This is a genomic window from Bacillus sp. AC266, assembly GCF_979253805.1.
Genome location: NZ_CEEDEC010000006.1, coordinates 232190 through 257217 on the forward strand (window position 1 = coordinate 232190; position 25028 = coordinate 257217).

A 25028-nucleotide genomic window follows, 5' to 3' on the forward strand; every position below is an offset into this window, starting at 1 on the left:
TACTATGCTAACTGTAACAGTCTTTTAGTACAGTTAGTAATAGGAGGTAATATGATGATTAATAAAACTGATTTTCCCAATCCTACCCTTATTTCAGTCAACGGTGTGGAACTCGAAGTCTTTGAAGCAGGCCGACAAAATTTAGGGAAACCTATTGTACTCTGTCATGGCTGGCCAGAGCATGCCTTTTCTTGGCGCCATCAGGTGCCCGCCCTTGTCGCAGCGGGCTACCATGTCATCGTCCCAAACCAACGGGGTTATGGCAACTCATCCCGTCCGAGCGAAGTAACAGACTATGACATTGAACACTTGTCGGGTGATCTCATCGCACTTCTTGATCACTACGAATACGAAGATGCCACCTTTGTCGGTCATGATTGGGGTGCAATGGTCGTTTGGTGGCTGACCTTATTGCATCCAAACCGTGTAAATAAAGTGATAAATCTGAGCATGCCTTACCAAGAGCGCGGAGGAAGACCCTGGATCGAGTTCATGGAAGAAATACTTGGCGGCGACTACTATTTTGTCCACTTCAATCGACAGCCGGGTATCGCAGACGCCGTATTAGAAGAAAATACCTTCCAGTTCCTTCGTAACATTTACCGGAAGAACGAGCCACCCAGAGCGCCTCAGCCAGGTATGGCGATGATTAATCTTGCCAGAGCAGAAACACCACTCGGTGAACCCATAATGAGCGACAGCGAACTGGCCGTTTTCGTCTCCGCCTTCAAATCATCAGGCTTCACGGCAAGTATAAATTGGTACAGGAACCTTGACCGCAACTGGCGCTTATTGGCGGACGTGAACCCAATCATCAAACAGCCTGCACTTATGATCTATGGCGACCGGGATGTGATCCCGAAGTTTGAAAAACTAACGGAGTTCGTGCCCAATGTGGAAGTGGTCAATCTGGATTGCGGTCATTGGATCCAGGAAGAAAAGCCGGAAGAAACAAACCAAGCGATTTTAAAATGGCTGGAACAATGGGAGATGTAATTTTTTTCAACAACCAAGAAGAGTTTAACGATTGGTTAGAAGAACACCATGCTGAAGCTAGTGAAATTTGGGTGGGCTTTTTCGGGATAAGTACAGGGCGTGCAAGCCTTACTTGGTCTTCATCAGTAGATGCCGCTCTTTGTTTTGGGTGGATTGACGGTATACGAAAAACCATGGATAAACAAAGCTATAAGATTCTCTTTACTCCGCGCAAAGTAAATAGTGTATGGAGTGCTGTGAACGTAAAGAAGGTACAAGCACTAATACAGCTTGGAAAGATGAGACCAGAAGGAATGCACGTCTTTAACAACAGAACCGATGCACAAGGCTATTCCTCTGAACAAAGAAACGTGGAACTTGCCAAAGAATATGAAGAACAAATCAAGGCAAATCAAACAGCCTGGCTATTCTTCACTAATTTATCACCATCCTATAAAAGAGATTCTATCTGGTGGGTAATGAGCGCCAAGAAAGAAGAAACACGATTAAGAAGGCTTGGAATATTGGTCGCTTTATCTGAAGAAGGGCTAAAAATTCCAATATTGCAAAAAAACAATAGAAATATTACAAAATAAGGAAAGATAGATAACGAAGGAATCGTTAAAAGGATTTTAGGTACTGCATAATACTTTTGAAATTAAACTTTAATTTCAATTAAGACACTCATGTAGAAAATGGGTGTCTTTTTTTTTATAGGCCAGATTGTGGTATAACAATACACATTATAATTAGGGATTAATATTAAAATATAAAAAATTATGAAATAATAAACTAAAGTCTGTCTTCAATTGAGGGAGAACTAAGTTGAAAATTATTAAAGTAATGCTTGCTTTAATTATAGTAGCGATTTCAATGTACGGATTAATGACAAAGGATTTTTCATATGGTCCAATATCATCTTTATTGCTTGGAATTCTCTTTGCAATTATGGGAATTGAAGAATATAAAATGAAAGGAAAAAATGGTTTGGGAAAGTTTCTTATAATAGGATCTTTGTTAATTATTGTGCTGGCTCTTTTTAGTTTTTAATTATGTTTGAGTGGCATTAACAACTAATGGAATACTAATGAGCAATTCGAAAACATTGTAGGTTGTTATTCTATAATTGGGCACAATTCTGTATAGGGATTGTAGCTTATTCAGGAATAGGGCGCTTTTCCGGAGTAATAATAAAATCCCAATTATCTCAATTTTAATGCGAAAAATTGGGGTTTTTTATATTTACTTATAGTGCAAAATAACACTTAAAATAAGCGCAATTTACCTCCTAAAGTGACAACTAATAATATCAAGGAAAGGATTTCTTCTCAATAGGGTACACTCTATCGAGAAGGTAAATATGCAATTGTGCATATTTATATTTTTTTATTTTAATAGTAATGAAATCTAATATATAATTAAAAAGTTTTTTACGAATTGATAAGGAGATGCGAGTATGAAGAAAATCATAGGACTTATATTATCATTATTTTAATTATTTTCTACCTATGCACCAATGTTTACAGAGGAAGTCGAAGTTTTAAATCAAATAGGCCGCGTCAAAGAGAAAGGAGATTGGTATTATTATGGATCTCGTCAACATAATGCGAATTTTACACTAAGGGATTTTCAAATTAAAAAACTTGGTTTTACTGTATATTAAGAAGGTTCCATAAACGGGCTACTACATTTAAAAAATGAAACATCTTATAAATTAATTATTGTTTAGACAGAATGACTTAGGTTGTCCTTATGCGAAATATCAGTATGAATAGAAATTTGATAATTATATAAAACGCCGTAAATGAAGGATAAAATAAGTGCTGATTTTGCAATTATATTTTTATAAAATTGAATAGGAGATCTATTATGAATACAATTAAGAAATTATTTTTAAGTTCTGTGGTATGTATTTTATTATTCAGTACAGTAGGAACAGCGTATGCAGAACAAAATGGTCAAGCGAATTCATCATCTTTTATTGACGTTCCTAAAACCCACTGGGCATATAAAGAAATGATGTATATGGCTGAGAATAAGATTATAACAGGATACGGAAATGGATATTTCGGTGCTACGGATCCTATTACTCGCGAACATCTTGCTGCTTTTCTGTATCGATATTTAAAACCGCAAGATAGTACAAATAATCCATTCGTTGATATTGGTGACAGTAATTTTAAAAGAGAAATTTTGGCACTTACTGCACGAGGCATATTTAGCGTAAATGTAGAGAAACAATTCAATCCGAAAAATAATATGACGCGTGCTGAAATGGCTACTGTGCTCGTCAGAACATTCGATTTAAAACCGCAAGGGAATTTTGAATTTACGGATATGAAAGGTCACTGGGCCAACGAATATGTCAAAATATTAGCTGGGAACAAAATAACAAATGGCACTGGGGACGGCAATTTTAATCCAAATGGAATTGTCACAAGAGAGCAATTTTCTATGTTCTTATATAGGACAATTATGGCAACATCAGGTATAAAAAATAATGACGCGGTTGGCTGGGTTGTAGATGGAGAAAAGAAATACTATTATGACAAACCAGGCGTGAAACATACTGGATTGTTGCGTTCAGGGGATGATACATATCTCTTCGATAAAAATGGTAATCTAGCTTCGGGATGGAATACTGTAGACGGAAAAGACTACTATTTTGATAAGGTAAGTGGAGCTGCACAAAAAGGATGGTTCTCTCAAACTACCCATTGGTATTATGCAGACGATAACGGTGTTATTCAAAAAGGCGATGTAACCTACAAAGGAAAACAATTCCAATTTGATAGAACAGGTAAAATGGTAAAAGGGTGGATAACAATCCAATCCCTCGATCAAAATATCTACAAATCCAGAACAGTTGTAAGGGGATTTGACCCAATAAAAGTTAGAAACGATGAAATTCTTGAAGTAGTAGGGGAAGACGGTCCTCTATGGTTTAAGGTGAACTACAATGGTCAAACATACGTTGTGCAAAAATTATTTGCAGTCGTGTTTGATCAATCCTTGTCTAATAAAATAGATACGATTCGTCAAGATATTGATGATTTAAAAACGAGTACTGAGTTAGTAAAAAAATATTCCGAACGCTATAAAAAAGCAAAAGAAACTAAAAATTATGATGCGGCTTTAGTTGAATCAAGTGAATTCGCACAAAGTGTCTCTCAATTACTAACGACACTAAAAAAATCTGAATTGAAGAATACTGTAGATAAGATTTATGAAAAAGAAGCTGATCCAGCTGTAAGAGAAAAATACAATTCTACTATCGCAACTTTAGAGATGATGAATGAGGATTTTGGGAAAATCCATAAATTAATGCTACTAAAAGATAGTGTTATGATTATCGATAAAGCGAATCAGGATTCAGGTAATATTATTCAACAAATTCAAGAAGGTAAATATTTAGTACAGCAGGATAAAGCTAACCTTCAAAACTATGTGAATGGTTTAACGGATTATAAAAATAGTATGACAGCCTATAAAAAGCAAATGTTGGATTGGTTTGTAGATACTGTAGATGCAGGAACAGATGCCATGATAATGTTTATGGACATGACAACAGCTTACTCGCTCTCAATTAATAAGGTGTTTATCGAACCAGCAGAAAAATGGGTTGGCACATTACCAAAAGGTGAAATAGAAAAATTTGCAGACGGTGTTCGCGACTATGGACAGCAACTTACTGCCATGCAGGAAGGATTCAAAAACAGACTACCTGAATATAAACAAATGGCCAGTGATTTACGCGTAGTAAATCAAAGTTTCCATAAGTTTGGAGATTCTGTACAAAAAGCTGGGGCATCACTTCATAAACAAGCAGTAATGGCTGATGGACTAATTAATAGTGTCTCAACGCATGTTGCAGAAGCCCAACAAGCATTTCCAACACTACATACAGATATGATGTCTGGATTAGATGCTGCCAATAACATTATGGACTCTGCTAATAAGATTTCAGGCTATAAAATAGATACGTCTAATATAGCTAAAAATGTTGGAAACATGGATGGTTTATCTACTCGCCTCAAAGATTTTGGTGTACCACCTGAAAAAATGGAAGAGTTTTTGGCAGAACAGAAGCGTACAAATGAACTTGGATCGATGTCACTTGATTTCATGCCAGTTATTGGGCAAATCAAACAAGGGCTACAACTCATTAACGGCAAAGAATATTTCACTGATAGAGAGTATGACAAAAATGACTATGTATGGGGAACCGTTTCTACTGTTTTTGGTGGGGCTCCTAAAGTTATTGGACGTGTATTCGGTAAATATGGTGAGTTAGAACAAAAAGCGAAGGAATTAGGAAAAGTATCAAAGGTAACGGAAGAGATTGGTTGGAGCATGCCAAGAGGCGGCGGAGTCATTAATGGGCGTAAGTATACTGAACATGCGCTTGAAAGAATGGCACCTGACACAGTTCAAGTTCGAGCGGAACTTACAAAACGTGCACGTGAGAGAGCTGAAAGAAAAGGGTATACATTCGGATCAGATAAATACATGGAGGAATTAAAAAAAGTTGATCCTCGGGGAATGACTCCAAATGTAGTTGAAGATATTATAAAAACTGGTACTCGTAAACCAGGAGAAAATCCTGGTACTTGGAAATATGTTAGAGAAGATGGCTACGTAGTTATAAATGATAAAGGTGATGTTATCACAGCTGTTCCCGCAAATACAAAAGAATAGAATGAATAGTATAGTAAATAATCTATGATAAAAAGGGTTGAGGAATATTGGATATTAAACATGATAAGTACGAGTTATTAGAAATTTTCGAGAGTGAACCAGAAGATTATTATATTCCAGGTGCGGGTGCGTATAGATATAGTAAAATCGATAAACTAGGATTTGAACTGGTTATGAATATGTTCTATTATGATGCAACAGTTGAATTGATAATGCTATACGAAGACAAACGTATCATAGAAACCAAGATGGAATCGGTGAAAGAGATATATACTCGTAATGATTCACTATACATTCTAGGTACAGAAGAAAAGAAAAAAATCAAAGTAAAATTCAAACCATATTTTACAGTTACAATAAATGAGTTTTAAAAACTTAAAATCAATGATTGTAAATATTCTGAGCATGCTTTAGAAAGAATGGCTCCCGATACAATACAAGTACGCGCTGAATTAGAGGGCTTGTACCTGGTACACAGAAATTTAAAGAATTTGTGGATCCTAGAGGTATTACACCTTCTGTAGTAGAGGATATAATTAAAAATGGGACAAAAAAACCTGGAAATAAACCTGATTCATGGGAACATACTGGACGCGACGCTAGAGTCATTACTAATGGTAAAGGTGATGTAGTAACCGTTGTCCCTTATTAAGGATAAAAGGAGCCATCGCAATGGGAATTATTTATGATGAATTGGAATTATTAGAGATTTTCTGTAATGAACATACGGTGATAGATGCTGATGCAAGTATATATAGTTACAACTCAACAGATACGTCAGGATATACCTTGGAATTATTTATATCTGTTTATGAAAACTATGTAAGCCTTGAATTGACGCATGAGAACTTAAAATCACTTATTTACGATATTGTAGTGGTTAATGTAAATAGAATAAAAACTTCGGAAAATACTTTGAAAGTTTACGATGAAAGCGAAAAACAACTATTACAAATTTCTTTTAAACCAAATTTTTCATTACAAACTAAATTTTAAAATAATAAAAAGGGTCATTTTCTTGATCCTTTTTATTTTATGTTTAAAATTTAAAACACCATACATATTCACATTCTATAAAAAATGGGACATGAAAATATGGAGATTAGTACCATTAATTGCAGAAAGTAGGTTAAAAATTGAACATAAAATATGATAAGTATGAGTTATTAGAGCTATTTGAGAGTGAACCAGAAGACTTTTTAATTGAAGGTGCAGGTGTATATCTGTATCGTAAAATGGATCACTTAGGATTTAAATTAATAATGATTATGTCAGTTTATGAAAATACAATTAAATTAAGTCTTTCTTATAATGAAGGATGTGTATTTGACGTTAATATGGAAGTTGTAGAAAGAGTCTATACTCGCAATGAAATACTCCATATTCAGTGCTATGAAGAGAAAAAAGCAATTGAAGTGAGATTCAAACCACATTTTGCAATTAATATTAGAGAATTCTAATCAAAAAATCGTAGGAATTATCATTTCCTACGATTTTTATTATTAAATACTTTTCCAGAGTGGCCCCTCATACCTCGAATCGTTTCCGTACCCCTTGAAGTTGAACATCTTATAGGTGTCTACTCTAAATATTTTGGTGAGTTTCCGAACGGAGATAAAGCTCAGACTATCGTTCATTGTTTTCAATGCAAACCAATTGATGGGGAACTTACTGTAGATGGTATTGAAACTTTAGATTTAAAATACTTCCCAATAGACCAAATACCGAAATTATTCACAAAACTACACGAAGATGCCTTAGAAGATTGGCTTTCCAAAAGAAAAGGTGTATTTAAATAAAAACACCTTCAAATTAATTATCCATAATCTTTAACTAACGGACGCTTTAATTGAGAAAGAAACTAAAAACTTTTAAACTTCCACTTTCGGTAATTATGTAAATAAGCTGTCCATATGGACAGCTTATTGTATTTTTTGCTTAGTGTCGCTTTTAAATAAAGTCACGGTGTTTATAAAAAAGACGCGATGTTTTGTCCCTTTGGATCTGTTTATCTAAAGGGATGTTTTTATAGTGAAAAGAAAATCTGAACTGAAAGGCGGATTAAGGAACTGTTGGGCGGCAATAAAGTTACTCCACTAAAAGGCCATTTAATTGAATAAGACTACAAAAAAGTCACTTTACCTTACGTAAGGAAAGTAACTTTTTAGATTGATTTTCTCCTTGTTATCAAGCTATTTACTTTAAGTTCATTTGACTAATTTTGAAAAAGTTGTTGACTATTCAGTTGAACTGTATTAAATTGTTATTAAGTTGAACTATATAGTCGAACTGAGTAAAGGATGAGGATATGAAACATAAATTATTACCGTTGTCTGAAACCATGCATTATATTTTACTAGCTATGCGTGAGCCACTCCATGGCTATGCCGTAATGCAGAAGATAGAAAAGATAAGTAACGGTACTGTTATTTTAGCAGCTGGTACATTATACGGTGCGATTGAAAACTTGAATAAGCATGGTTGGATTGAACCTGTTGGAGAGTTAGGTCGAAGAAAAGTTTATATGATAACTGCAGAAGGAAGCGACATTTTGAAAATGGAACAAAACAGGTTATTGCATATTTTATCCCTGTACGAAGGAAGTGAATCGAATGAAGAAATTTAGTAAGATGTTTTTTGATATTGAAAAAGAGGAGCAATGGCTGAACGAGCAATTACAAAAAGGCTATCGTTGTACAAATATTAGTGGATTAGGAATATACACTTTCGAAAAAACTGACAAGAGATATGTTATACGACTTGATTATCAAGATTATTTACCTAAGAAAAAGTTGGTTGAATACAAAGGGATATATGAGGATTTCGGTTGGAACTATATAAAAGGGCCCTGGCTTAGTGGAATACGGTATTGGCAAAAAGAAGATGATGATCAAAATGAAATCTTCTCGGATCGCCAATCAAAGGATAATCATTATAAAAAATTAATGAATTATTCATTTTGGTTGGTTATGCTGTGTTTAGCTTATTCTTATATGTTTTACAAGGATTCGGGATTATATCATGAAGGTCTTTGGAGTATGAAAGGTTCATTATTTTGGAAGGCATTTTTATTTGAAACTCCATTTGTCCTTTTGAAATTGTCTTCCACACTTCTGTTTGTTTTTTTGGGTATCAATTTCTATAAAACTTATCGAAAGTATTCAATGTTAAAAGAAAAATAAACGTTTTTAAAATCTTCCAGAATCGGGCGCGATTGTGGAGTAAACACAGGTAGAAAAATGATTAAACTTTTTATAAAAAATTATTCACTAGCAACAAATAACCCAAGCATTTTGATTAAACTTTTTTCAAAATGTTTGGGTTTCTTCTGTTGAAAAATCAATTTTTGTAGCATGCTTTTGATCAAACTTTATTACAAACCAACACTTAGCGTGGGGTTTTTCCAAAATGCTGGAGATACCTCTTATAAGGATTCCTTTTTTATATCAAAAATTTACAAATAAAAAAAGATAAGGGAAAAACAAGTGACACAAACTATCTTAATTTTTATGATATTATATTTTTTGTTAATTTTAGATATAAAACCCATATTTAATATCTATATCAATATTGAGAAATTTATTACAAAATTAGCTATAAATGTTTTGAAAACCAAAAGTTTACTTTCATTTCCCCTTAAACATTGACTTCCATCTGATTTCATTGATATTATAAAAACAAAAAAAGTATACATTCAAATCACTGAAAACAAAGGGATTGAAAAACAGATGGATAAAAAGCAACATTTAATTGATGTACAGCCAATTCGAAGCAAAGAACAGCTCGAAGACATGAAATGGTCTCTTAAACGTCATTGTTCAGATCGTGATTACATTTTATTTTTAATTGGTATTAATACGGGGTTACGTGTAAGTGATTTACTTAAAATGGAAACGAGTGAAATTTTAAAACTGAAGCGAAAAAAACGGAAAGAATTTAAAGTGAAAGAAGGAAAGACAAAAAAGGAGCGTATCATAAATATTACATCCATTTTTGAGGAAGTACTTCCATACGCTGAAGATCTAAAAAGTACCTGGTTATTTCCTTCTCGAAAAGGGGATAAAGCCATTAGTAAAATTCAAGCCTATCGACAGTTACAAAAAGCCGGGGATTTTGCCGGAGTCGAATCTTTAGGTACCCATACCATGCGTAAAACGTTTGGATATTGGTTTTACAAGCAAACAAAGGATATTGCTATGTTACAAGAAATATTGAATCATAGTACACCACAAATTACACTACGATACATCGGTATTAATAAAGAAGAAAAAGATAATGTACTAGATACATTCCGGATTTAACTAAGATGTGGGTGTGGACTAAAAGAGGATTGTATTATGATATACAATCCTCTTTTGAGGTTAGTTATAATATGCACCTGTACAACTTGGAAGACAATTACAAATATCATATTCGCTCCCATAATGACTTCTCCATTGAATTTCATTAAAAATAATTTTACTCATTCTCCGTACCTCATTTCAATCGTTGGTTCCATTATAACGAGGGTTTTTTGATAAAAATACACAAAACCCCCGAATCATGGGGCTTTTTTTAAGTGTCCATGATTCATGGGTACAGTTCAAAGGATTAAGGATCTTTTATAATACGATGCCAACAAGCAATATAGAAGATTGGTGACGAGAATATAGACAGAAGAGGCACGTCACCTACCAAATATCTAGTATGGTACATCATGAATCCGTATTTTACAAATCATTTCCTCCCTTTTTTCGGGAGGCTGAGGGGGGAACTTGTAGGTTTTGTTGCAAAATTTAAGCTCAATTTTAAAAACCTTGCAACAGAACCATTCTTAGCGTGGGGGTTTTTCAAAAATGCTGGCGATACCCCCTGTACCCTACAGTTACTTTAAGAATTTTGCGCTTGAAACCCTAATGTTATGTATAGAACACTATTATACATAACACATTACTTTACAAAGAAAATATTGAATTATCCTCATTTTAGGATTATTGTTTATTTATACCAATTAAAGAAGCGAGGAATAATTATTAAATTATCTACTATGGAAAATAATGAAAAAAAAACAATGAATACAGGATTATTGAAAATAAAACAAAATAAAACCAAGTTTATAAGTAATGCTTCCTTAATTAAAGGATTGGAGGTTTTGGTGCAAAAACTTAAGGACAATTGCAATGAATCTATAAATCTTGGACATACTGTTACTATTACTTTAAAAAGGGTGCGTGATTGGTATGGAAAAGGAAAATGTATTCAAATGGAAGCATTATCAGCCTGATATTATTTTGTTAACGGTAAGATGGTACCTACGGTACAACCTCAGTTTTCGTGATTTGGTGGAAATGCTAGAAGAACGGGGTTTATCCATTTCTCATACAACGATTATGCGTTGGGTTCATCAGTATGGTCCTGAATTGGAAAAACGAATCCGCCGTCACCTCAAACAAACAAATGACTCTTGGAGAGTCGATGAAACATATATCAAAGTAAAAGGTCAATGGATGTATCTGTATCGTGCTGTTGATTCGAAAGGAAACACAATTGATTTTTTCCTAAACAAAACAAGAGACCAAAAGGCTGCAAAGCGCTTTTTCAAGAAAGCTTTGCGGTCTTTTCATGTTTCAAAGCCACGTGTTATAACAGTCGATAAGAACCCGGCTTATCCTATAGCAATTGAACAGTTAAAAAAAGAAAAAAGCATACCTGATGGTATGCAACTTAGACAACAAAAGTACTTGAATAACATAGTAGAACAAGATCATCGCTTTATAAAGAAGCGAATCCGTTCTATGCTAGGGTTCAAATGTTTTGAAACAGCTACATCCATTCTTTCTGGAGTAGAAGCCATGCATATGATTAAAAAAGAACAGCTTGATTTACGGGACCAATCTGTCCAAAATCAGAAAGAATTCATCCATCAATTGTTTGGACTTGCAGTATAAGATACGATTCCGTTAGGAATATATGCGCTTTATTCTCTTTTATTTTATTTTTGCACCAGAACCCTATTTAATATTTGTATTGATATTAGGGAGATGAATAGTATGTCGGGCGATTTCAATATGGATCCTAGTAATTATGAAAGTGGTGCTGAAATCTTAGAGTTATTAGGCAGTTTAAGTCGTTTATTAATTGTACGTGAATTGATTGTAAGTGGGACTTTGACAGTTTCTCAGTTGAGTGCTGCGACGCATATTTCGGAACCTATGACTTTACAACATGTACGCAAACTAACTAAAGGTAATATGGTAATTAGTGAGCGCAAGGGTACAAGGCTTTATTGTAGAGTAGAAGATAAGAAAATTATTGAGATTATCGATTTATTAGGATTATTATATTAAGTTCTAATCTATGTATTTTTTGAATTCAAACACTTTATAAATAAAAAAATAACATAAAGAAAAGACACCCTAAGGTGCCTTCCTGCGATTTGAACCATCGTAATATGGTATTGGATGCCAATCCAATTATTATTTTACCACGTTAAATAATTTCGAGTATTGAGAAATAGTAAAAGCACTCTTTTGAGTGCCTATTTCTAATTTATTACATCCTTAATTGATTGTAAATTGATTTGAATACGTGAATTCACCACGATATTTAATTGCAGCTACATAAGTACCACTTGTATAGCTATCTGTGATAGAAGTTTGCCAAATTTCTGTTCCAGGAAGAAATTCTGGTTCTATTGTTTGGAATCGTTCTAGGGTACCATTTGTGTGGACTTTAAAAATTTTCATTTGCGCACCAAAATGTTCTCTACCAAAGTGCTGCGTTAAGTAAAATGTATCACCAGTTATTAAATCCCCAATCTTCCAATCAGGTTGATATGTACTTTCCACGGAACTTTCCAGATCCACAATGGTTTTAAATCCCCAATCATCATTAAATGGATCTGAGTAAGCTGCAGCAACTTGTGAGGTAGGCTTAATCATTTCTATTGCAGTAAACCCGCTAAATGTTAACGCCCCAATTAATGCTAATTTTCCTAATTTCATTATTGTTTCCCTCTATTAATTTTCATAATTATCCAAAAACAGAAGTCATACAAATATAATAATATAATTGATTGTATTATATTTCAAATATTTTCTAAAAAATCCATAAACACAAAAAAGACACCCTAAGGTGCCTTCCTCCGACTTGAACCACTTCAATTTTAATAATATGTATTGGACTTCCATCCCAATAATATTTTACCACGTTAAGTTATTGTATTCATTGAGAAATATGATTCAAATCTATATTTTGTTCAAACTACCTTTTTAAAGATTCCTCCAGCATTCCTTCTAACTCTTTTTTGATTTCCTCAGGTTTCATCTGGTCAACGGGTTTATAATTACCATTAGCATCATAGTTAGCTGAGTCCTTTTTAGGGGCATTTGTGGATGATTGTCCTTGCCCTGTTGAAGAAGAAGGAACTGAGTTGTAATTCCCCTTATATTTTTCAGACGGATCTATTTTGTTTACTTGATCCATATCAGACTTGTAATCTGACTTTGTGTACCTTTCGTTATCATTAATAACTAATTCTTTATCAATAACACTCATTTTGTAGTTGTTATTATCATAAGAAATCTGTATATTGTCGTAAATACAATAGTTGTCATCTCCACATTTGATTAGATTAGAGGACCCCACCAATTTCGCAATAGCGTCACTCATTACCTCGTATTTCTCTACTTTTTCTAAGTCAGAGAATCCTTCATCTACATTTATTTTAATGTTTACTGAGGTTTCATCTTTATTCCTATTACCGGCCTTGTAAATAGTCTCTTCAATATACGGCGACAACTTGCTATCTTGTAATTTCTCCGTAGCATCTTCTTCTACAACTTTCATATCTGCTGAACAACCAGTAAATATAAGACACGTAGTAGCTATTAATAAGCTCATAAATCCTTTTTTCACATGGACAACAACATACGTAACGCCAAAAGGACAAGCTTACATCATAGACCGACTGAAGAAAGAACTGGAACAGGAGGCGGTTTAGGATGGAAAGCTCACTATCTTTGATAATTGTCGCGATAGCTATATGTTTATCGGCATACTTAGTGCATCGAATAGATGCTGCAGCAAAGAAAGCAGGATGGATGGAAGATGATGAATAAACAGCAGCGTGATGAATACGAACGAAAGAAAATCTTGTGGATCATAAAGGATTTAAGAGCTAGAGGAGTACATAACAGCGCAGATAAGGTTGAGGAAACATACAAGTATATCACTCTAGCTAAATAAGAAAAAACCCTACAGGGGATGCAGGGTAATAACTAAGGGTATTGAGTTGTCGATTCCATAAGGACTTCTTGGAATGTACAAAGTGTAACACATAATTTATAAAAACTTTATATATAGATGTTACGAAATTATGAACAAAGGGGAGTGAAAAATGAGTAAAGATGAATTAAATCTAGATAGTTTCGGTCAACAACTAATAATCACTGGTCTTACAAGATTAGTTGAAGAAGAAGGTTATACAGCTCATGAAGCTTTTCGATTGTTGGAAACGATTAAAAGAAATACGTTCCATGCTCTTTTAGAAATCCAAAAAGAGTCGAGAGAAAACAAAAAGCCCTAGCAGGGGAGCTAGGGCAGGGGATGGGGTATTAAGAATTGTTGATTCTATTAATAACGAATGACTTCTTCGAATGACCTTAGTCTAACACAGGAACTCGTGTATATGTGTTACGGAATTATGAACAATGGACAAGCTTTCGTTTGTCAGAATATTCAGGGGTATAATGGTATTCCCCACCTAGTAAATAGGTTCCTGGATATTCCGATGCGTGAAAGCATCGAGAAAGGGTGGGAAAAATGTATCCGCTAGTTAAAAACTAGCATAATAAAAAGCCCGTACAGAAGTACAGGCAGGTTGTTACACATATCGGTAATTAAATATTAACAGAATTATTCATTAATTTCCATTGAGAAAATAAAAAACCGCCCTATGCCTAGGACGGTTTGGAGAAAACACATTTGTAATGACTCACTTACATTATATCAAATGTTTTCTCCTAAAAACAAGGAGGAATGAGAAATGTTAGAAAACGGAATGTTGATTGGAAACGCTCATAATTCAGCAACAAATGATTGTATGGATTATTGCCAAGGCTGTGGCGGAGAGATTTATTACGGTGAGAGTTATCTTGATTGCAATGGAGATCCAATCCATGCAGAAGCTGATTGTATTAAACAATTCGTAAAAGAAAGCTCGATAGCGAAAGTGGCAGGTGAATGATATGGGCCTACAAAACAAAATTGAAGCTGAAATTCAAATTATGAAGAGCTTGGTTGAACGATACAAGCAAAGTAATGAACCTAACGCTGCATCGATGGTTGTAGCTTATGAATATGGATTACAGGCGCTTACGGAAGTGCATGAAGCTAGTAAACAAACGGAAATATCACCATTTTAAAAGAGAGGGAGATTCATATGACAACTGAAAATTACTTTTCTAAATTAGCTCAGATAGATTGCACGGAACATGTTGAAAAGAAAGGGCGCTTTAACTACTTATCATGGGCGTGGGCAGTTAAAAAGCTTCGTGAAGTAGATCTAACAGCAACGTGGGAAGTAAAGCGATTCGATGGAGTACCTTACCTTAAAACGGATTGCGGTTACTTTGTAGAAGTTGAAGTAACTTTACAGGGATTACCACTAAGTCAGATTCACCCAATACTTAACAATCAAAATAAACCGATCGCAGAACCAAATAGTTTCGATATCAACACGAGTATTCAACGTTGCTTAGTAAAGGCTATAGCGCTTCACGGATTGGGATTATATATCTATGCAGGCGAAGACTTACCAGAGGTTCAAGAGCCAATGATTACCGCTCAACAGGTCGGTGCAATCAAATTAAACATAAAAAAATTAGCTACTCTTCGGAAAGTGGACGAAGACGCGATTAAAGGACACTTAAGCATCAACGAAGTTGCTGAATTAACGTTGAAGCAAGCCGAGGAAATACTTAAGAAATCAACAAAGTGGGTTAAACAAGCTGAAAAAGAAGTAGCTGAAGCCAAAGCAAAGGAAACGGTTGAAGAGGTAGAGCAAACAAATTAAGGAGTGAAAGCCTATGTTAGATAAAAATCAATCAAAAGTCGTCCTTCCTTCATGGGTATGGAAGGGCGCGCGAAATGAAAAAGAAGCGAAAGTAAAGGCGATTGAGTACATCACTCCTGATCGCTATCTAGGTTACAGAATATTAAGTGTTAAAGGCGATATTGCGATATGCGAAAGGGAGATGTAAATGGAAACGGTATACAGACCAAAACGATATAAGTTTTTAATTCCAAGCAAGAAAAATAAAAACAAGTATTTATGCGATCCAGATAAAACGACAATTGGAATAAGAGTATACAAAATGGCGAAAGACGGATACGAGTGTGTTTATCCAGTACGCAGAGTCGTCAATACAGATAGCATTTATAAAACTGGTGAAATCGATGAAACAGATTGCTTCTATGAAACGGAAATGAAGAAGGTGAACTAATTGGCAACTTTTAGAGTAAGCAAAGATAAAAACTACACAACAATTAATAACACAGGACTTAAAGATGAACGTTTAACTTGGAAAGCAAAAGGAATTTTAGCCTACATACTTTCTTTGCCAGATGACTGGGTTTTCTATATGGAGGAAGTCGCGAATCACGCTAAGGACGGAATTGATAGTTTAAGAGCTGGAATGAAAGAATTAAAAGAACATGGGTATGTTAAACGGTTTCCTGTAAAAAACGAAAAAGGAAAGATAACTAATTGGGAAACAATCATATATGAAGTACCACAAACGGAAAATCCACTTATGGAAAAACCACATATGGAAATTCCACAAGTGGGAAATCCATTTATGGAAAATCCAACGCTACTAAGTACTAAAGAACTAAGTACTAATAAACTAAATACTGATAAATAAAGTAGTAGTAACGTCTTCTCATTCTATGAAAATAACTTTGGGATTCTAAATCCATTTGTAGCAGATAGCATTACCCAATGGTCAAGCGATACTAGTGAAGAAGTTGTGAAAGCAGCTATGGAACGAGCATTAAAACAGCAGAAGAAATGGAACTATGCTGAGGGGATTTTAAAACAATGGACTAACAGCAATGTGAAGACTTTAAGTGAGGTAGAAGCTTTAGAATCAGAATACCAACGTAAAAAAGGGGCGAAGCCAAATGGAAGCAGTAGGAAGAGTGATGACTCAGATTTTGAATACATCGGCTTGTGATGAGGAAACAGAAGGGTATACATGTAAACACTGCAATACCTTCATTAAAGCAATTGTAGTTGAGGTACCAACGTTACGAATCAAAAAACAAGGTCCTTCCTACTTGTGAATGTGTGGTCGAGCGAGAAGAAGCGAAAGTACGAGAATATCAAAACTTCGCTAAGAAAAGAGAAATCGAAAAGTTGTTCAGTATTAATAATTTAGGTGATCGCTTTGCTAAGAGTACATTTGAATCATTTTTAGAAAGAAATGGATCCGAAACGGCTCATAAGATTGCTACTCACTATGTAAAGACATTTGAAGAATGGAATGGCGAATCACTAATGATTTGGGGAGATCCTGGTAATGGCAAGACTCACTTAGCAGCAGCTATTGCGAATGAGTTAACAAACAAAGGGTTTATCACTGTATTCCAAAGCGTACCAGAGCTATTACAACGTATTCGTAGCACGTTCAATAACGATAACAAGGAAAGTGAATCACAAATCATGCGAGCGCTTCTGGAATGCGACTTACTCATTCTAGATGATATCGGAGCGGAGAAAGCGACGGAATGGGTAGAAGAAAAGATTTTCGATATTATAGATGGTCGATATAGAAAAGAACTACCGACACTTTATACAGGTAACTTGAAACCGAAGGAACTTCAAGAACAGGTAGGAAAACGTTCCTATGATCGGATGGTAGAAACAAGTTTAACAGTTGAAAACAAAGCAACGAGTTATAGAAGAGAGATTGCTAAACAGCGACTACAAAAATTCGGAGGTGCTTCTTAATGTGTGCATGTGAAGGAACGGGAGTAATTAGAAACGATATGGGGAATGGCTGTTATCAAATCGCACCATGTATTTGCGCGGCAGGGAATCAAACACCTGAAGAAGTCGATAGAAAGCGTCATGCCGTTATAGCGAGGTTAATGGAAATTCATCGTATGCAGCAGGAAGAGAAACAAGGCGTTGTGGCATGAGAAGCGGTCAACTCTCTTTTGAGGATGTTATAGGAAGCTTTGACTATACAGCAACCAGTACTTCCGAACAATTTCTGCGTAGTAATAGCCATAACGCTATAACGCCTACATTTGAAGTTCACTTCTTTGACCAAGATGAAAAGCAAAAAATAGATTGGTTTGAAGCGGAAAATGAAGAAGATGCAAAGAATGATGCCATAGCAAGACATGGGAGAATTCAAATTATTAAAACGGTTGTAAGTACAAGGACGTTAGCGGAGATCATGGATCTGGATTAAGAAAGGGGAATGGATATGAATGACCAAACTGTAATCGTTAGTATTTCACCAGTAGAATAATGGCCAATGAAACAACTCAAATCAGTTTGTAGACATAACAAAATAAAAGGTTATACAAAGATGGATCGTGAGCAGTTAGTATGTCATGTCAAAGAGATTCTTAGGCATAAGAAAAACTAAACAAAATCCTTATTTAAATAAAAGAAACCCCGATTGTCTGCGGGGCTCCTAAGGGTAATCGTCAAGTAATGACGTACTCGACTAATTAACGATATCATGAATTTTTTGGTAAAAATACTGGTAAATGTGTCCAAATGAATGGGGTGTCATTTTGAACAAAAACGCTATTTTAATAAGTAAATAAAAGAGAGCACATTTGAGTATGTGCTCTTGGATAAGGGGTGCTGAATTTTAATTTATTGATTCTCTTTCATCGGAGGTATCAAATTTATCGATTAATTTAAAGATAGCCTCTAGAAGAACCGTAGATAAAATAGCAAAAATCAATACAGCATGAGGTGTTAATTTCACAGTTGTAAAATTAAGATTAGCTAGCCAAAAATATCCGACATACATCGTCAGGAAGGTACTAACAATTGAAATTGTAAACCCTAAGAAACCTAATTCTTTTAGCTTTTCCTCAGATAATTTGAATACTCGTAATACTAAAGAGAAGATGATTCCTACTATGAAAAATCCAATACATAATGTCAATAGTGATATTATACTTGGATATTCAACGTCATCAGGCATCCATTGTTTCATTCCTACAATTATAGCTGTAGGGAGCACAATAGGTATTAACAGTGGTGATACTATTAGAAAAATTGCCAATAGTCTACTGATGTTGTTTGTTTCATTGTTGTTTTGATTATTCATAAATCCTCCAAAAAATAATATAAAGATTAATATTCTAGAGGATTTTAACACAAAAGTGTTAGTAAGACTATAGCTAAAAATAAGGATGGTTTTAAACAAAAACGCTATTTTAATTTCAAACAAAAGAACAGTCAGCAAAAGCTAACTGCCCCATTTTGGAGGAAAATCAATTGTTACAGATTGGCGTATTCAAAGTATGTACAGAAATTGGGGATTTATTCAGAAGAAACTAAAAAGAGCACCTTCAAGTAGTGCTCTCAGTAAGTTGGGCCCTCAGAGAGTAGTGTGGCACACATGATAATATATGTGAGTTATTCATTGAGGTGCAAATACCTAATAAAAACTAGATTTAGCACAACAAAGCAGCTAGCTCAATTAACTAACTACTTGTTGTACAAAAGAAATTAGGCCCTACAAGTAATGATGTGTAACTTTAAGTTACAGTTGTAGTGTAAACAATATTGGAAAAGTTATACGGAAGTGAACTTAATAAAAATTTCATTTTGTAAAAAAAACTAAAAAGAGCACTATCAATTAGTGCCCTTTGTAAAAATAGCGTAAGTGGCCAGCTCACGTTATAAAGAAAGGTAGAATTTAATATATTCTAACCCTGCTTAAATGGTGAAAACAAAAGAACAGCTAGCAAAAGCTAACTGCTTAGCCCTCAGAGAAAGGGAAAAAGAAAATTACAGAGGTCACTGTGAATTCAAGCTGTATCAGCCCATTTATAGTATTGGACAGAATTTAGAATTTTATTCGGACAAACTCAAAAAGAGCAGCTAGCAAAAGCTAACTGCTCAGTCTTGAAGGAAGTCTCGATTAGCACGGTTACACATAAGAGATTTCTGGCTGTTTAACAGCCTATCCATATTATTGACAGAATTTTGAGTTTTATTCAGGGGGGTAGAGGGAAATAAATACTTTTAGACTGTTCCAACTTGGTTTTGATCTGCAATATCAGAATCGTATGTGTTTGTTGCACTAACACCGCTAAAAGTATTGGCAACAAAAGCAACAGTGGATGATCCTGAACCATTATAAGCTTTTGTATTTTCCTTTGGAGAAACGTTATAAAAATCACCTAAATTGAAAGAACCGTTACTATTTTGTACAACCAGATTTCCAACAACAGACGGCATTGTTTTCACCTACTTTTTTAGGGAGTATTTAAATTAGTATATGGTGTATGCGTCTAGAGGTTCATCTGGATCTGAAAATTTTGAAATGAAGTTTGTTAGAAAACATAACAAAATAATCCTTTTAGAAGAAAGTGAGGAAATAACAATGGGTTTAGGGAACAGAGGAATGCATTTTGAGAAACTTATCAATCAATCTATTGAAATGTATCAACGTGAGGGAGTGGCGCTTATAAACAAGCGTCCGACTTATGTAAGAATGTCTCATCAACCAAAAGGTAAGAAGTCGATACCAAGAGCAGACTTTGATATTTATGGATACTTAGTGGAACAAACAGAACGAGCACCAGTTGATTACTTACAATACATCGATGAATCAGGATTGATTCCAGGGGTGTTAGATGGAATGATTCAGTTAGATCAGGATCATGTAAGGATTGCTAATAATATAGAAGCAGCGAAAGAGAAGATGAGTACCAAGAAACGAAAGTTATTAAAGGCTTAATGGATAACGGAACAACGCGCAATAGTGTGGTGGGGGCTATGTTAATGCGCGATGTTCCCTTATTCAACAATGAGATAGTAAAATTTCACGTACCTTATGTGATGTTAAAATGACAAATTCGAAATAGGGGGATTTACCATGACAAACATTTATCAGAATTTAGGAGAAGAAATTGAATTAATGGAAATTGAACTAAAGGACTTGAAGTTAGAACATAAATACCTGATAAAAAACATGCATATGAACGCTCCTAAGTTTAATGGAGTAACAGACTACAGCAAGGATCGTGTAACAGGTGGACAAATTCCATTAGCGTTAGATGAAATCGCAGGTCGTCATGATCGTATTATGGAGAAGTCAGAACGATTAAAACAACGTATTGCTGATAAGAAAGTATTAATGGGGGAAGCGCAGTTTGTTATGAGCAAAAAGAAACGCCTAGAACAACAAATTATTTATTTACGTGATGTGATGGGATTCAATTTAAAACAGGTTGCTAGTGAACTAGGGTACAGCTATGGCCATATTAGAAGAGTGAGCAGCAGAATGAAAAGAAGCCACAATCATGCCACAACGATGACACACTGTTCTTGATATTTAGGTGATACACTATTATTACTGAGAGGTAGCGGAAACTACTTTCAAGGTCTTGATTTCGAGATGGATTGTTTTACAAATGTGGTGATGGTTCGTTCGATTAGATGAACTGTAGCGTTCTAAAAAATATAGGTCTAAACGAGCAGAGAGCTTCCGCTCTTTGTTTGAGCCAATACAGCTGAATCTTCCCCTCAGTCTTGTGTATTGGTTCAAACAAGATGCAGGAAGAAACGTACGCGTCTTGATATAAACCTTTATAATTCGATATTGGTCTGCAAAGGTGAAAATGACATTAAGTAGCCGAAGTATTGAGCCGACTCCACGGAGTATAAAAGAGAAGATTCTTAGTCTTCTCCCAGTCACCGAACGTAAAGCGCGTAGCTAATAAGAGCTAGAAAATTATATGATGCGGTGGCTTGGAGAAGGTTGAGAACACTCAGCCTTGGAGTGATTGCGAAATTCCCCTTTCGTGAATGTTTCTCCCATCCCCTTGAGCTGTCACTTCGGTGATGGCTTTTTATTTGATATAATAATAGAGAGGGGTGGTGAGATAAATGAGAGTACTAGAAATTACATTTGAAATGAAAAATGGTCGTAGCGTTCATGCAACTATGAACGGAAACAAAGAAGAAGTTATTAATGAAGTGACTTCATATCCTGGTGACTTTAAAGCTTTCGGAGATTGTGTAGTTAACATGACAGAGGTTTTGGCTATGGTTGTAGAAGAAGGAATGCCCGTTGAAGAAGCTGAAGCTCTGGATAAGGCATTTGATGAAGGACTTGACGAGTTATATAGGTAATTAGATTAAGCATCCATAACGGGTGCTTTTTTCTTTGTTATATAGAAATTACACATTAAACCAGTAAAACTTTGAATGAGACAAGCATATACTAATAACTGAACACGACGTATTCATTCTTTATAATCGTATGGGACGAGCACCTTATAGGGCTCTTTTTTTATTGCACATAAGGAATTCCAAAACATACAATATCGAGTCAATGCCAACCAACTTATTCCTTTTCCGAGAGCTATATATATTCCGCTATAAAGCTCTTTTATGTTGCGCCATTAGAACGGTCAGGGCATTGTCGTATATTTAATACTCAGAAGCTTAGGGCACTTTATAGTGTTCTTTTTTTATTGAACAAAATGGATATTTGGATAGGAGGATGAATGGTGGACGAGACAATGTGGAGGGTTCTGGTGCAAAAATAAAAGAGAATAAAGCGCATATATTCCTAATGGAATCGTATCTTATGCTGCAAGTCCAAACAATTGATGGATGAATTCTTTCTGATTTTGGACAGACTGGTCCCGTAAATCAAGCTGTTCTTTTTTAATCATATGCATGGCTTCTACTCCAGAAAGAATGGATGTAGCTGTGTCAAAACATTTGAACCCTAGCATAGAACGGATTCGCTTCTTTATAAAGCGATGATCTTGTTCTACTATGTTATTCAAGTACTTTTGTTGTCTAAGTTGCATACCATCAGGTATGCTTTTTTCTATTTTCAACTGTTCAATTGCTATAGGATAAGCTGGGTTCTTATCGACTGTTATAACACGTGGCTTTGAAACATGAAAAGACCGCAAAGCTTTCTTGAAAAAGCGCTTTGCAGCCTTCTGGTCTCTTGTTTTGTTTAGGAAAAAATCAATTGTGTTTCCTTTCGAATCAACAGCACGATACAAATACATCCATTGACCTTTTACTTTGATATATGTTTCATCGACTCTCCAAGAGTCATTTGTTTGTTTGAGGTGACGACGGATTCGTTTGTCCAATTCAGGACCATACTGATGAACCCAACGCATAATCGTTGTATGAGAAATGGATAAACCCCGTTCTTCTAGCATTTTCACCAAATCACGAAAACTGAGGTTGTACCGTAGGTACCATCTTACCGTTAACAAAATAATATCAGGCTGATAATGCTTCCATTTGAATACATTTTCCTTTTCCATACCAATCACGCACCCTTTCTAAAGTAATAGTAACAGTATGTCCAAGATTTATAGATTCATTACAATTGTCCTTAAGTTTTTGCACCAGAACCCATATCTGTTCCACCTTTCACGCCTCGTTATATTTTTATCCTATACAATGAAACTCTCTTTTTCCTTATCCATTCCTTACAAATTCCTTACGCTCAAAGTAGATTCTATTTATTAATATTAATTAAAATCTGCGATACGATTCAATCTTAATTTAGTTGTTTTACAGAGATATTTCCGGTTTTCAGAAATAATAATCGGAATATTCATTGTTTTCTATATTATTTTTAGAAAATAATCCCATTAATAGGAGTGTTATGATTTAATTGTTAGTCAATATCTCATTTTTAGAACGTTAGTGTCTTTGAGAGAGTCTAAGCAAGCCATTGATTTCATTACCATCACAAACGAACTGCAAAAAAAGAATAGGATTGAAGAGGCGGGAGAAGTCTCGTATCCCACTCAATTAGCTTCTATCGTCCCTATTTAGTAAACTTAAGGAGCTCGTTTTTATGAAAACTACCGAATCAAAAAGTCTATGGAGAAATACAATTTATTTACAAGTTTTCTCTGCATATTCACTGCTTATGCTCGGAGTATTTATTGACATGTTAGCCATTATGACCATTGTTAGTTTTGAATGGGAAGTAGACCCCACCATGATTGGATTAATTCCCGTTGCGTATGCACTTCCTGGAATTATATTTAGTTCATGGGCAGGCGTGATTGCTGATCGCTATAGAAAAATTCCAATTATGATGTTTTGTAACCTAATGGTTGGTTTATTAACAATTGTTCTTTTATTTGTCCAAAATATTCATTGGCTTTTGTTAGCATTAATGGTTCGGTCCATTTTCACCGTTTTTTATTATCCTGCACAGCAAACACTAACACGACAGATTGTTTCTCCTAATCTACTTACCAAAGCGGTAAGTATCAATGGGATAGTTGAGCAAGGAACCAAGATACTGGGGCCACTTATAGGGGGAATGTTACTGAGCTGGTTTCAGCCAGAGTTTTGTCTGATTATAAGGGCAATATGCTGTTTACTAGCTGCTCTGGTTCTGTTGCCCACAATAAGGTTACAGGAATCTCTGTCAAGAGAACGTATAGAAAAGAAAAAGCAAAGTACTTGGACTGCTTGGTTACAAGGTTGGGGTTATGTATTATCCAATCGGATGATATTATCAACCATGATTTTCTTTACAATAGCTATGGCAGTATTACAATTAGTAGACTCACAGTTCCCTACTTTATTTAAGAGCTTGTTCCCAAATGATAAGAGTAAAATGGGATACATCATTTCTATTATTGGTCTTGGGGGAATAATTGGCGCATTCTTAACTCAGAAATTAAAACATTTTCAATATGGTTGGGTAATATGTGGAGGTATTGCTTTAATGGGAATTGGCTTCGGGGGAATTAGTCTGATAACTCTGATAAGTCCTGATGGATCCCTCATTTTTGCCTATCTGATCAGTTTTATAGCTGGTATTGGAAGTGGACTTATGTTTGTATCCAATCAAGTCATTCTACAAATAGAATCTCATCAAGAACAGGTCGGAAGAGTATTTGGGATTCAAAGCAGTTTAGCAAATGCAGTCCTCATTATTTCTCCTGCTATGAGCGGTCCACTGGTTCACTTTTTCGGAGTAATTGAACTCTATTTTTATGTGGGTATTGGGCTCATCATCATTGGAGTAATTGGGGTTTCACTACAGAAATATTTATGGGTTACACATAAACAAGAACCTATAAGAGTAAATAATTTTTGAAGGGAA

At 35.0% G+C, this 25028-nt stretch carries 32 protein-coding genes and 5 pseudogenes; 32 read left to right on the forward strand and 5 right to left on the reverse strand.

The features are described 5' to 3' along the window. Nucleotides 1–54: 54 nt before the first annotated feature. From AC0IXC_RS23255 to AC0IXC_RS23325, 15 genes and pseudogenes are all read left to right on the forward strand, one after another. Nucleotides 55–996: an alpha/beta fold hydrolase gene (locus AC0IXC_RS23255; RefSeq protein ID WP_327804700.1), complete on the forward strand. Its 942-nt coding sequence runs from the start codon at nt 55–57 to the stop codon at nt 994–996. After that, the gene (locus tag AC0IXC_RS23260; protein WP_341088106.1) at nt 972–1571 is read left to right on the forward strand and encodes a YdeI/OmpD-associated family protein; all 600 of its coding nucleotides are present in this window, start codon (nt 972–974) and stop codon (nt 1569–1571) included. The genes AC0IXC_RS23255 and AC0IXC_RS23260 overlap by 25 nt, the downstream gene beginning before the upstream one ends. Before the next feature lie 229 nt (nt 1572–1800). After that, on the forward strand, nt 1801–2025 hold the full coding sequence (locus AC0IXC_RS23265) for a hypothetical protein (RefSeq protein ID WP_471653402.1): 225 nt from the start codon (nt 1801–1803) through the stop codon (nt 2023–2025). A gap of 819 nt (nt 2026–2844) precedes the next feature. Continuing rightward, nucleotides 2845–5673 carry an S-layer homology domain-containing protein gene (locus AC0IXC_RS23270; protein WP_471653403.1) on the forward strand — a complete coding sequence of 943 codons (2829 nt, stop codon included), beginning with the start codon at nt 2845–2847 and terminating at the stop codon, nt 5671–5673. Nucleotides 5674–5720: 47 nt separating this feature from the next. After that, nucleotides 5721–6044 carry a hypothetical protein gene (locus AC0IXC_RS23275; protein ID WP_341088112.1) on the forward strand — a complete coding sequence of 108 codons (324 nt, stop codon included), beginning with the start codon at nt 5721–5723 and terminating at the stop codon, nt 6042–6044. A 9-nt stretch (nt 6045–6053) separates the two neighbouring features. Further along, nucleotides 6054–6325: pseudogene (locus AC0IXC_RS23280) on the forward strand (hypothetical protein); the annotation flags it as partial. Between the two features lie 20 nt (nt 6326–6345). Next, nucleotides 6346–6669 (forward strand): hypothetical protein, encoded by a 324-nt coding sequence (locus tag AC0IXC_RS23285; protein WP_063218035.1) that lies wholly within the window; start codon nt 6346–6348, stop codon nt 6667–6669. Between the two features lie 140 nt (nt 6670–6809). Beyond that, nucleotides 6810–7133, forward strand: coding sequence for a hypothetical protein (locus AC0IXC_RS23290; protein WP_341088117.1), 324 nt, complete (start codon nt 6810–6812; stop codon nt 7131–7133). A gap of 93 nt (nt 7134–7226) precedes the next feature. Further along, a pseudogene (locus AC0IXC_RS23295) lies at nt 7227–7472 on the forward strand (NUDIX hydrolase); the annotation flags it as partial. A gap of 509 nt (nt 7473–7981) precedes the next feature. Then, a complete protein-coding gene (locus AC0IXC_RS23300; RefSeq protein ID WP_000681019.1) occupies nt 7982–8299 on the forward strand; it encodes a PadR family transcriptional regulator in 318 nt (105 codons plus the stop codon). Continuing rightward, entirely contained in the window at nt 8286–8855 is a 570-nt protein-coding gene (locus tag AC0IXC_RS23305; protein WP_061530225.1) for a DUF2812 domain-containing protein, read from the forward strand. Before AC0IXC_RS23300 ends, AC0IXC_RS23305 begins: the two co-directional genes overlap by 14 nt. A 546-nt stretch (nt 8856–9401) precedes the next feature. Next, complete coding sequence (locus tag AC0IXC_RS23310) at nt 9402–9974, forward strand: tyrosine-type recombinase/integrase (protein ID WP_471653404.1); 573 nt, start codon at nt 9402–9404, stop codon at nt 9972–9974. A gap of 749 nt (nt 9975–10723) precedes the next feature. Beyond that, on the forward strand, nt 10724–10936 hold the full coding sequence (locus AC0IXC_RS23315; protein ID WP_471653405.1) for a hypothetical protein: 213 nt from the start codon (nt 10724–10726) through the stop codon (nt 10934–10936). Next, nucleotides 10893–11600 (forward strand): IS6 family transposase, encoded by a 708-nt coding sequence (locus AC0IXC_RS23320; protein WP_471653406.1) that lies wholly within the window; start codon nt 10893–10895, stop codon nt 11598–11600. The genes AC0IXC_RS23315 and AC0IXC_RS23320 overlap by 44 nt, the downstream gene beginning before the upstream one ends. Nucleotides 11601–11702: 102 nt before the next feature. Beyond that, nucleotides 11703–11999: an ArsR/SmtB family transcription factor gene (locus AC0IXC_RS23325; RefSeq protein ID WP_193653545.1), complete on the forward strand. Its 297-nt coding sequence runs from the start codon at nt 11703–11705 to the stop codon at nt 11997–11999. 213 nt (nt 12000–12212) lie between these two features. Here AC0IXC_RS23325 and AC0IXC_RS23330 read toward each other — a convergent pair whose 3' ends face one another. Then, a complete protein-coding gene (locus tag AC0IXC_RS23330) occupies nt 12213–12656 on the reverse strand; it encodes a DUF5065 family protein (RefSeq protein WP_326996892.1) in 444 nt (147 codons plus the stop codon). A 259-nt stretch (nt 12657–12915) separates the two neighbouring features. Further along, nucleotides 12916–13500: a hypothetical protein gene (locus AC0IXC_RS23335; RefSeq protein ID WP_471653407.1), complete on the reverse strand. Its 585-nt coding sequence runs from the start codon at nt 13498–13500 to the stop codon at nt 12916–12918. A gap of 64 nt (nt 13501–13564) precedes the next feature. Here AC0IXC_RS23335 and AC0IXC_RS23340 point away from each other — a divergent pair. From AC0IXC_RS23340 to AC0IXC_RS23395, 12 genes and pseudogenes are all read left to right on the forward strand, one after another. Then, a pseudogene (locus AC0IXC_RS23340) lies at nt 13565–13654 on the forward strand (phage antirepressor Ant); the annotation flags it as partial. A 107-nt stretch (nt 13655–13761) separates the two neighbouring features. Further along, entirely contained in the window at nt 13762–13899 is a 138-nt protein-coding gene (locus AC0IXC_RS23345) for a hypothetical protein (protein ID WP_193653584.1), read from the forward strand. A 151-nt stretch (nt 13900–14050) separates the two neighbouring features. Further along, on the forward strand, nt 14051–14239 hold the full coding sequence (locus AC0IXC_RS23350; RefSeq protein ID WP_078205591.1) for a hypothetical protein: 189 nt from the start codon (nt 14051–14053) through the stop codon (nt 14237–14239). Between the two features lie 459 nt (nt 14240–14698). Then, the gene (locus tag AC0IXC_RS23355) at nt 14699–14899 is read left to right on the forward strand and encodes a hypothetical protein (protein WP_341088138.1); all 201 of its coding nucleotides are present in this window, start codon (nt 14699–14701) and stop codon (nt 14897–14899) included. 1 nt (nt 14900) lies between these two features. Then, nucleotides 14901–15077 carry a hypothetical protein gene (locus AC0IXC_RS23360; protein WP_326996895.1) on the forward strand — a complete coding sequence of 59 codons (177 nt, stop codon included), beginning with the start codon at nt 14901–14903 and terminating at the stop codon, nt 15075–15077. Between the two features lie 17 nt (nt 15078–15094). Beyond that, entirely contained in the window at nt 15095–15727 is a 633-nt protein-coding gene (locus tag AC0IXC_RS23365) for a Sak single strand annealing protein (protein ID WP_326996896.1), read from the forward strand. Nucleotides 15728–15740: 13 nt separating this feature from the next. Further along, nucleotides 15741–15914, forward strand: a complete 174-nt coding sequence (locus AC0IXC_RS23370) for a hypothetical protein (protein WP_341088141.1) — start codon at nt 15741–15743, stop codon at nt 15912–15914. After that, on the forward strand, nt 15915–16157 hold the full coding sequence (locus AC0IXC_RS23375) for a hypothetical protein (RefSeq protein ID WP_341088142.1): 243 nt from the start codon (nt 15915–15917) through the stop codon (nt 16155–16157). It begins immediately after the preceding gene. Continuing rightward, a pseudogene (locus AC0IXC_RS23380) lies at nt 16158–16889 on the forward strand (DnaD domain protein). Beyond that, nucleotides 16858–17665 (forward strand): annotated as a pseudogene (locus AC0IXC_RS23385) (ATP-binding protein). The pseudogenes AC0IXC_RS23380 and AC0IXC_RS23385 overlap by 32 nt, the downstream one beginning before the upstream one ends. Beyond that, complete coding sequence (locus tag AC0IXC_RS23390) at nt 17665–17856, forward strand: hypothetical protein (RefSeq protein WP_326996900.1); 192 nt, start codon at nt 17665–17667, stop codon at nt 17854–17856. Before AC0IXC_RS23385 ends, AC0IXC_RS23390 begins: the two are co-directional and overlap by 1 nt. Further along, nucleotides 17853–18134, forward strand: coding sequence for a hypothetical protein (locus AC0IXC_RS23395; protein WP_326996901.1), 282 nt, complete (start codon nt 17853–17855; stop codon nt 18132–18134). The genes AC0IXC_RS23390 and AC0IXC_RS23395 overlap by 4 nt, the downstream gene beginning before the upstream one ends. Nucleotides 18135–18545: 411 nt before the next feature. Here AC0IXC_RS23395 and AC0IXC_RS23400 read toward each other — a convergent pair whose 3' ends face one another. Together AC0IXC_RS23400 and AC0IXC_RS23405 are read right to left on the reverse strand one after the other, a co-directional pair. Further along, a complete protein-coding gene (locus AC0IXC_RS23400) occupies nt 18546–19013 on the reverse strand; it encodes a hypothetical protein (RefSeq protein WP_002088123.1) in 468 nt (155 codons plus the stop codon). Between the two features lie 923 nt (nt 19014–19936). Further along, the gene (locus AC0IXC_RS23405; protein WP_002084597.1) at nt 19937–20152 is read right to left on the reverse strand and encodes a spore germination protein; all 216 of its coding nucleotides are present in this window, start codon (nt 20150–20152) and stop codon (nt 19937–19939) included. A gap of 145 nt (nt 20153–20297) precedes the next feature. Here AC0IXC_RS23405 and AC0IXC_RS23410 point away from each other — a divergent pair, with 145 nt between their 5' ends. The 3 genes from AC0IXC_RS23410 (at nt 20298) to AC0IXC_RS23420 (ending at nt 22051) form a co-directional block, all read left to right on the forward strand. Then, nucleotides 20298–20654: a Holliday junction resolvase RecU gene (locus AC0IXC_RS23410; RefSeq protein WP_341088143.1), complete on the forward strand. Its 357-nt coding sequence runs from the start codon at nt 20298–20300 to the stop codon at nt 20652–20654. A gap of 138 nt (nt 20655–20792) precedes the next feature. Continuing rightward, nucleotides 20793–21248 (forward strand): sigma factor-like helix-turn-helix DNA-binding protein, encoded by a 456-nt coding sequence (locus AC0IXC_RS23415; RefSeq protein WP_341088144.1) that lies wholly within the window; start codon nt 20793–20795, stop codon nt 21246–21248. A 557-nt stretch (nt 21249–21805) separates the two neighbouring features. After that, nucleotides 21806–22051: a hypothetical protein gene (locus AC0IXC_RS23420; RefSeq protein ID WP_326996904.1), complete on the forward strand. Its 246-nt coding sequence runs from the start codon at nt 21806–21808 to the stop codon at nt 22049–22051. A 458-nt stretch (nt 22052–22509) separates the two neighbouring features. Here the strand turns inward: AC0IXC_RS23420 and AC0IXC_RS23425 are convergent, their stop codons facing one another. Then, a complete protein-coding gene (locus AC0IXC_RS23425) occupies nt 22510–23217 on the reverse strand; it encodes an IS6 family transposase (protein WP_341088166.1) in 708 nt (235 codons plus the stop codon). A 373-nt stretch (nt 23218–23590) separates the two neighbouring features. Between AC0IXC_RS23425 and AC0IXC_RS23430 the strand changes: the two genes are divergently transcribed. Together AC0IXC_RS23430 and AC0IXC_RS23435 are read left to right on the forward strand one after the other, a co-directional pair. Further along, nucleotides 23591–23737 carry a DnaB-like helicase N-terminal domain-containing protein gene (locus tag AC0IXC_RS23430; RefSeq protein ID WP_080784409.1) on the forward strand — a complete coding sequence of 49 codons (147 nt, stop codon included), beginning with the start codon at nt 23591–23593 and terminating at the stop codon, nt 23735–23737. Nucleotides 23738–23759: 22 nt separating this feature from the next. Next, nucleotides 23760–25022: an MFS transporter gene (locus AC0IXC_RS23435; RefSeq protein WP_044438583.1), complete on the forward strand. Its 1263-nt coding sequence runs from the start codon at nt 23760–23762 to the stop codon at nt 25020–25022. Nucleotides 25023–25028: the final 6 nt, after the last annotated feature.

What these genes read in the sequence shown, in the direction of transcription:
- AC0IXC_RS23435 (WP_044438583.1), top strand. Translation starts at nt 23,760, where the DNA reads ATGAAAACTACCGAATCAAAAAGTCTATGGAGAAATACAATTTATTTA.
- AC0IXC_RS23375 (WP_341088142.1), top strand. Translation starts at nt 15,915, where the DNA reads ATGGAAACGGTATACAGACCAAAACGATATAAGTTTTTAATTCCAAGC.
- AC0IXC_RS23260 (WP_341088106.1), top strand. Translation starts at nt 972, where the DNA reads ATGGCTGGAACAATGGGAGATGTAATTTTTTTCAACAACCAAGAAGAG.
- AC0IXC_RS23420 (WP_326996904.1), top strand. Translation starts at nt 21,806, where the DNA reads ATGAGAGTACTAGAAATTACATTTGAAATGAAAAATGGTCGTAGCGTT.
- AC0IXC_RS23415 (WP_341088144.1), top strand. Translation starts at nt 20,793, where the DNA reads ATGACAAACATTTATCAGAATTTAGGAGAAGAAATTGAATTAATGGAA.
- AC0IXC_RS23345 (WP_193653584.1), top strand. Translation starts at nt 13,762, where the DNA reads ATGATGAATAAACAGCAGCGTGATGAATACGAACGAAAGAAAATCTTG.
- AC0IXC_RS23320 (WP_471653406.1), top strand. Translation starts at nt 10,893, where the DNA reads ATGGAAAAGGAAAATGTATTCAAATGGAAGCATTATCAGCCTGATATT.
- AC0IXC_RS23400 (WP_002088123.1), bottom strand. Translation starts at nt 19,013, where the DNA reads ATGAATAATCAAAACAACAATGAAACAAACAACATCAGTAGACTATTG.
- AC0IXC_RS23285 (WP_063218035.1), top strand. Translation starts at nt 6,346, where the DNA reads ATGGGAATTATTTATGATGAATTGGAATTATTAGAGATTTTCTGTAAT.
- AC0IXC_RS23255 (WP_327804700.1), top strand. Translation starts at nt 55, where the DNA reads ATGATTAATAAAACTGATTTTCCCAATCCTACCCTTATTTCAGTCAAC.
- AC0IXC_RS23325 (WP_193653545.1), top strand. Translation starts at nt 11,703, where the DNA reads ATGTCGGGCGATTTCAATATGGATCCTAGTAATTATGAAAGTGGTGCT.
- AC0IXC_RS23305 (WP_061530225.1), top strand. Translation starts at nt 8,286, where the DNA reads ATGAAGAAATTTAGTAAGATGTTTTTTGATATTGAAAAAGAGGAGCAA.
- AC0IXC_RS23310 (WP_471653404.1), top strand. Translation starts at nt 9,402, where the DNA reads ATGGATAAAAAGCAACATTTAATTGATGTACAGCCAATTCGAAGCAAA.
- AC0IXC_RS23300 (WP_000681019.1), top strand. Translation starts at nt 7,982, where the DNA reads ATGAAACATAAATTATTACCGTTGTCTGAAACCATGCATTATATTTTA.
- AC0IXC_RS23395 (WP_326996901.1), top strand. Translation starts at nt 17,853, where the DNA reads ATGAGAAGCGGTCAACTCTCTTTTGAGGATGTTATAGGAAGCTTTGAC.
- AC0IXC_RS23425 (WP_341088166.1), bottom strand. Translation starts at nt 23,217, where the DNA reads ATGGAAAAGGAAAATGTATTCAAATGGAAGCATTATCAGCCTGATATT.
- AC0IXC_RS23405 (WP_002084597.1), bottom strand. Translation starts at nt 20,152, where the DNA reads ATGCCGTCTGTTGTTGGAAATCTGGTTGTACAAAATAGTAACGGTTCT.
- AC0IXC_RS23315 (WP_471653405.1), top strand. Translation starts at nt 10,724, where the DNA reads ATGAATACAGGATTATTGAAAATAAAACAAAATAAAACCAAGTTTATA.
- AC0IXC_RS23335 (WP_471653407.1), bottom strand. Translation starts at nt 13,500, where the DNA reads ATGAAAGTTGTAGAAGAAGATGCTACGGAGAAATTACAAGATAGCAAG.
- AC0IXC_RS23270 (WP_471653403.1), top strand. Translation starts at nt 2,845, where the DNA reads ATGAATACAATTAAGAAATTATTTTTAAGTTCTGTGGTATGTATTTTA.
- AC0IXC_RS23410 (WP_341088143.1), top strand. Translation starts at nt 20,298, where the DNA reads ATGGGTTTAGGGAACAGAGGAATGCATTTTGAGAAACTTATCAATCAA.
- AC0IXC_RS23390 (WP_326996900.1), top strand. Translation starts at nt 17,665, where the DNA reads ATGTGTGCATGTGAAGGAACGGGAGTAATTAGAAACGATATGGGGAAT.
- AC0IXC_RS23355 (WP_341088138.1), top strand. Translation starts at nt 14,699, where the DNA reads ATGTTAGAAAACGGAATGTTGATTGGAAACGCTCATAATTCAGCAACA.
- AC0IXC_RS23365 (WP_326996896.1), top strand. Translation starts at nt 15,095, where the DNA reads ATGACAACTGAAAATTACTTTTCTAAATTAGCTCAGATAGATTGCACG.
- AC0IXC_RS23360 (WP_326996895.1), top strand. Translation starts at nt 14,901, where the DNA reads ATGGGCCTACAAAACAAAATTGAAGCTGAAATTCAAATTATGAAGAGC.
- AC0IXC_RS23330 (WP_326996892.1), bottom strand. Translation starts at nt 12,656, where the DNA reads ATGAAATTAGGAAAATTAGCATTAATTGGGGCGTTAACATTTAGCGGG.
- AC0IXC_RS23350 (WP_078205591.1), top strand. Translation starts at nt 14,051, where the DNA reads ATGAGTAAAGATGAATTAAATCTAGATAGTTTCGGTCAACAACTAATA.
- AC0IXC_RS23370 (WP_341088141.1), top strand. Translation starts at nt 15,741, where the DNA reads ATGTTAGATAAAAATCAATCAAAAGTCGTCCTTCCTTCATGGGTATGG.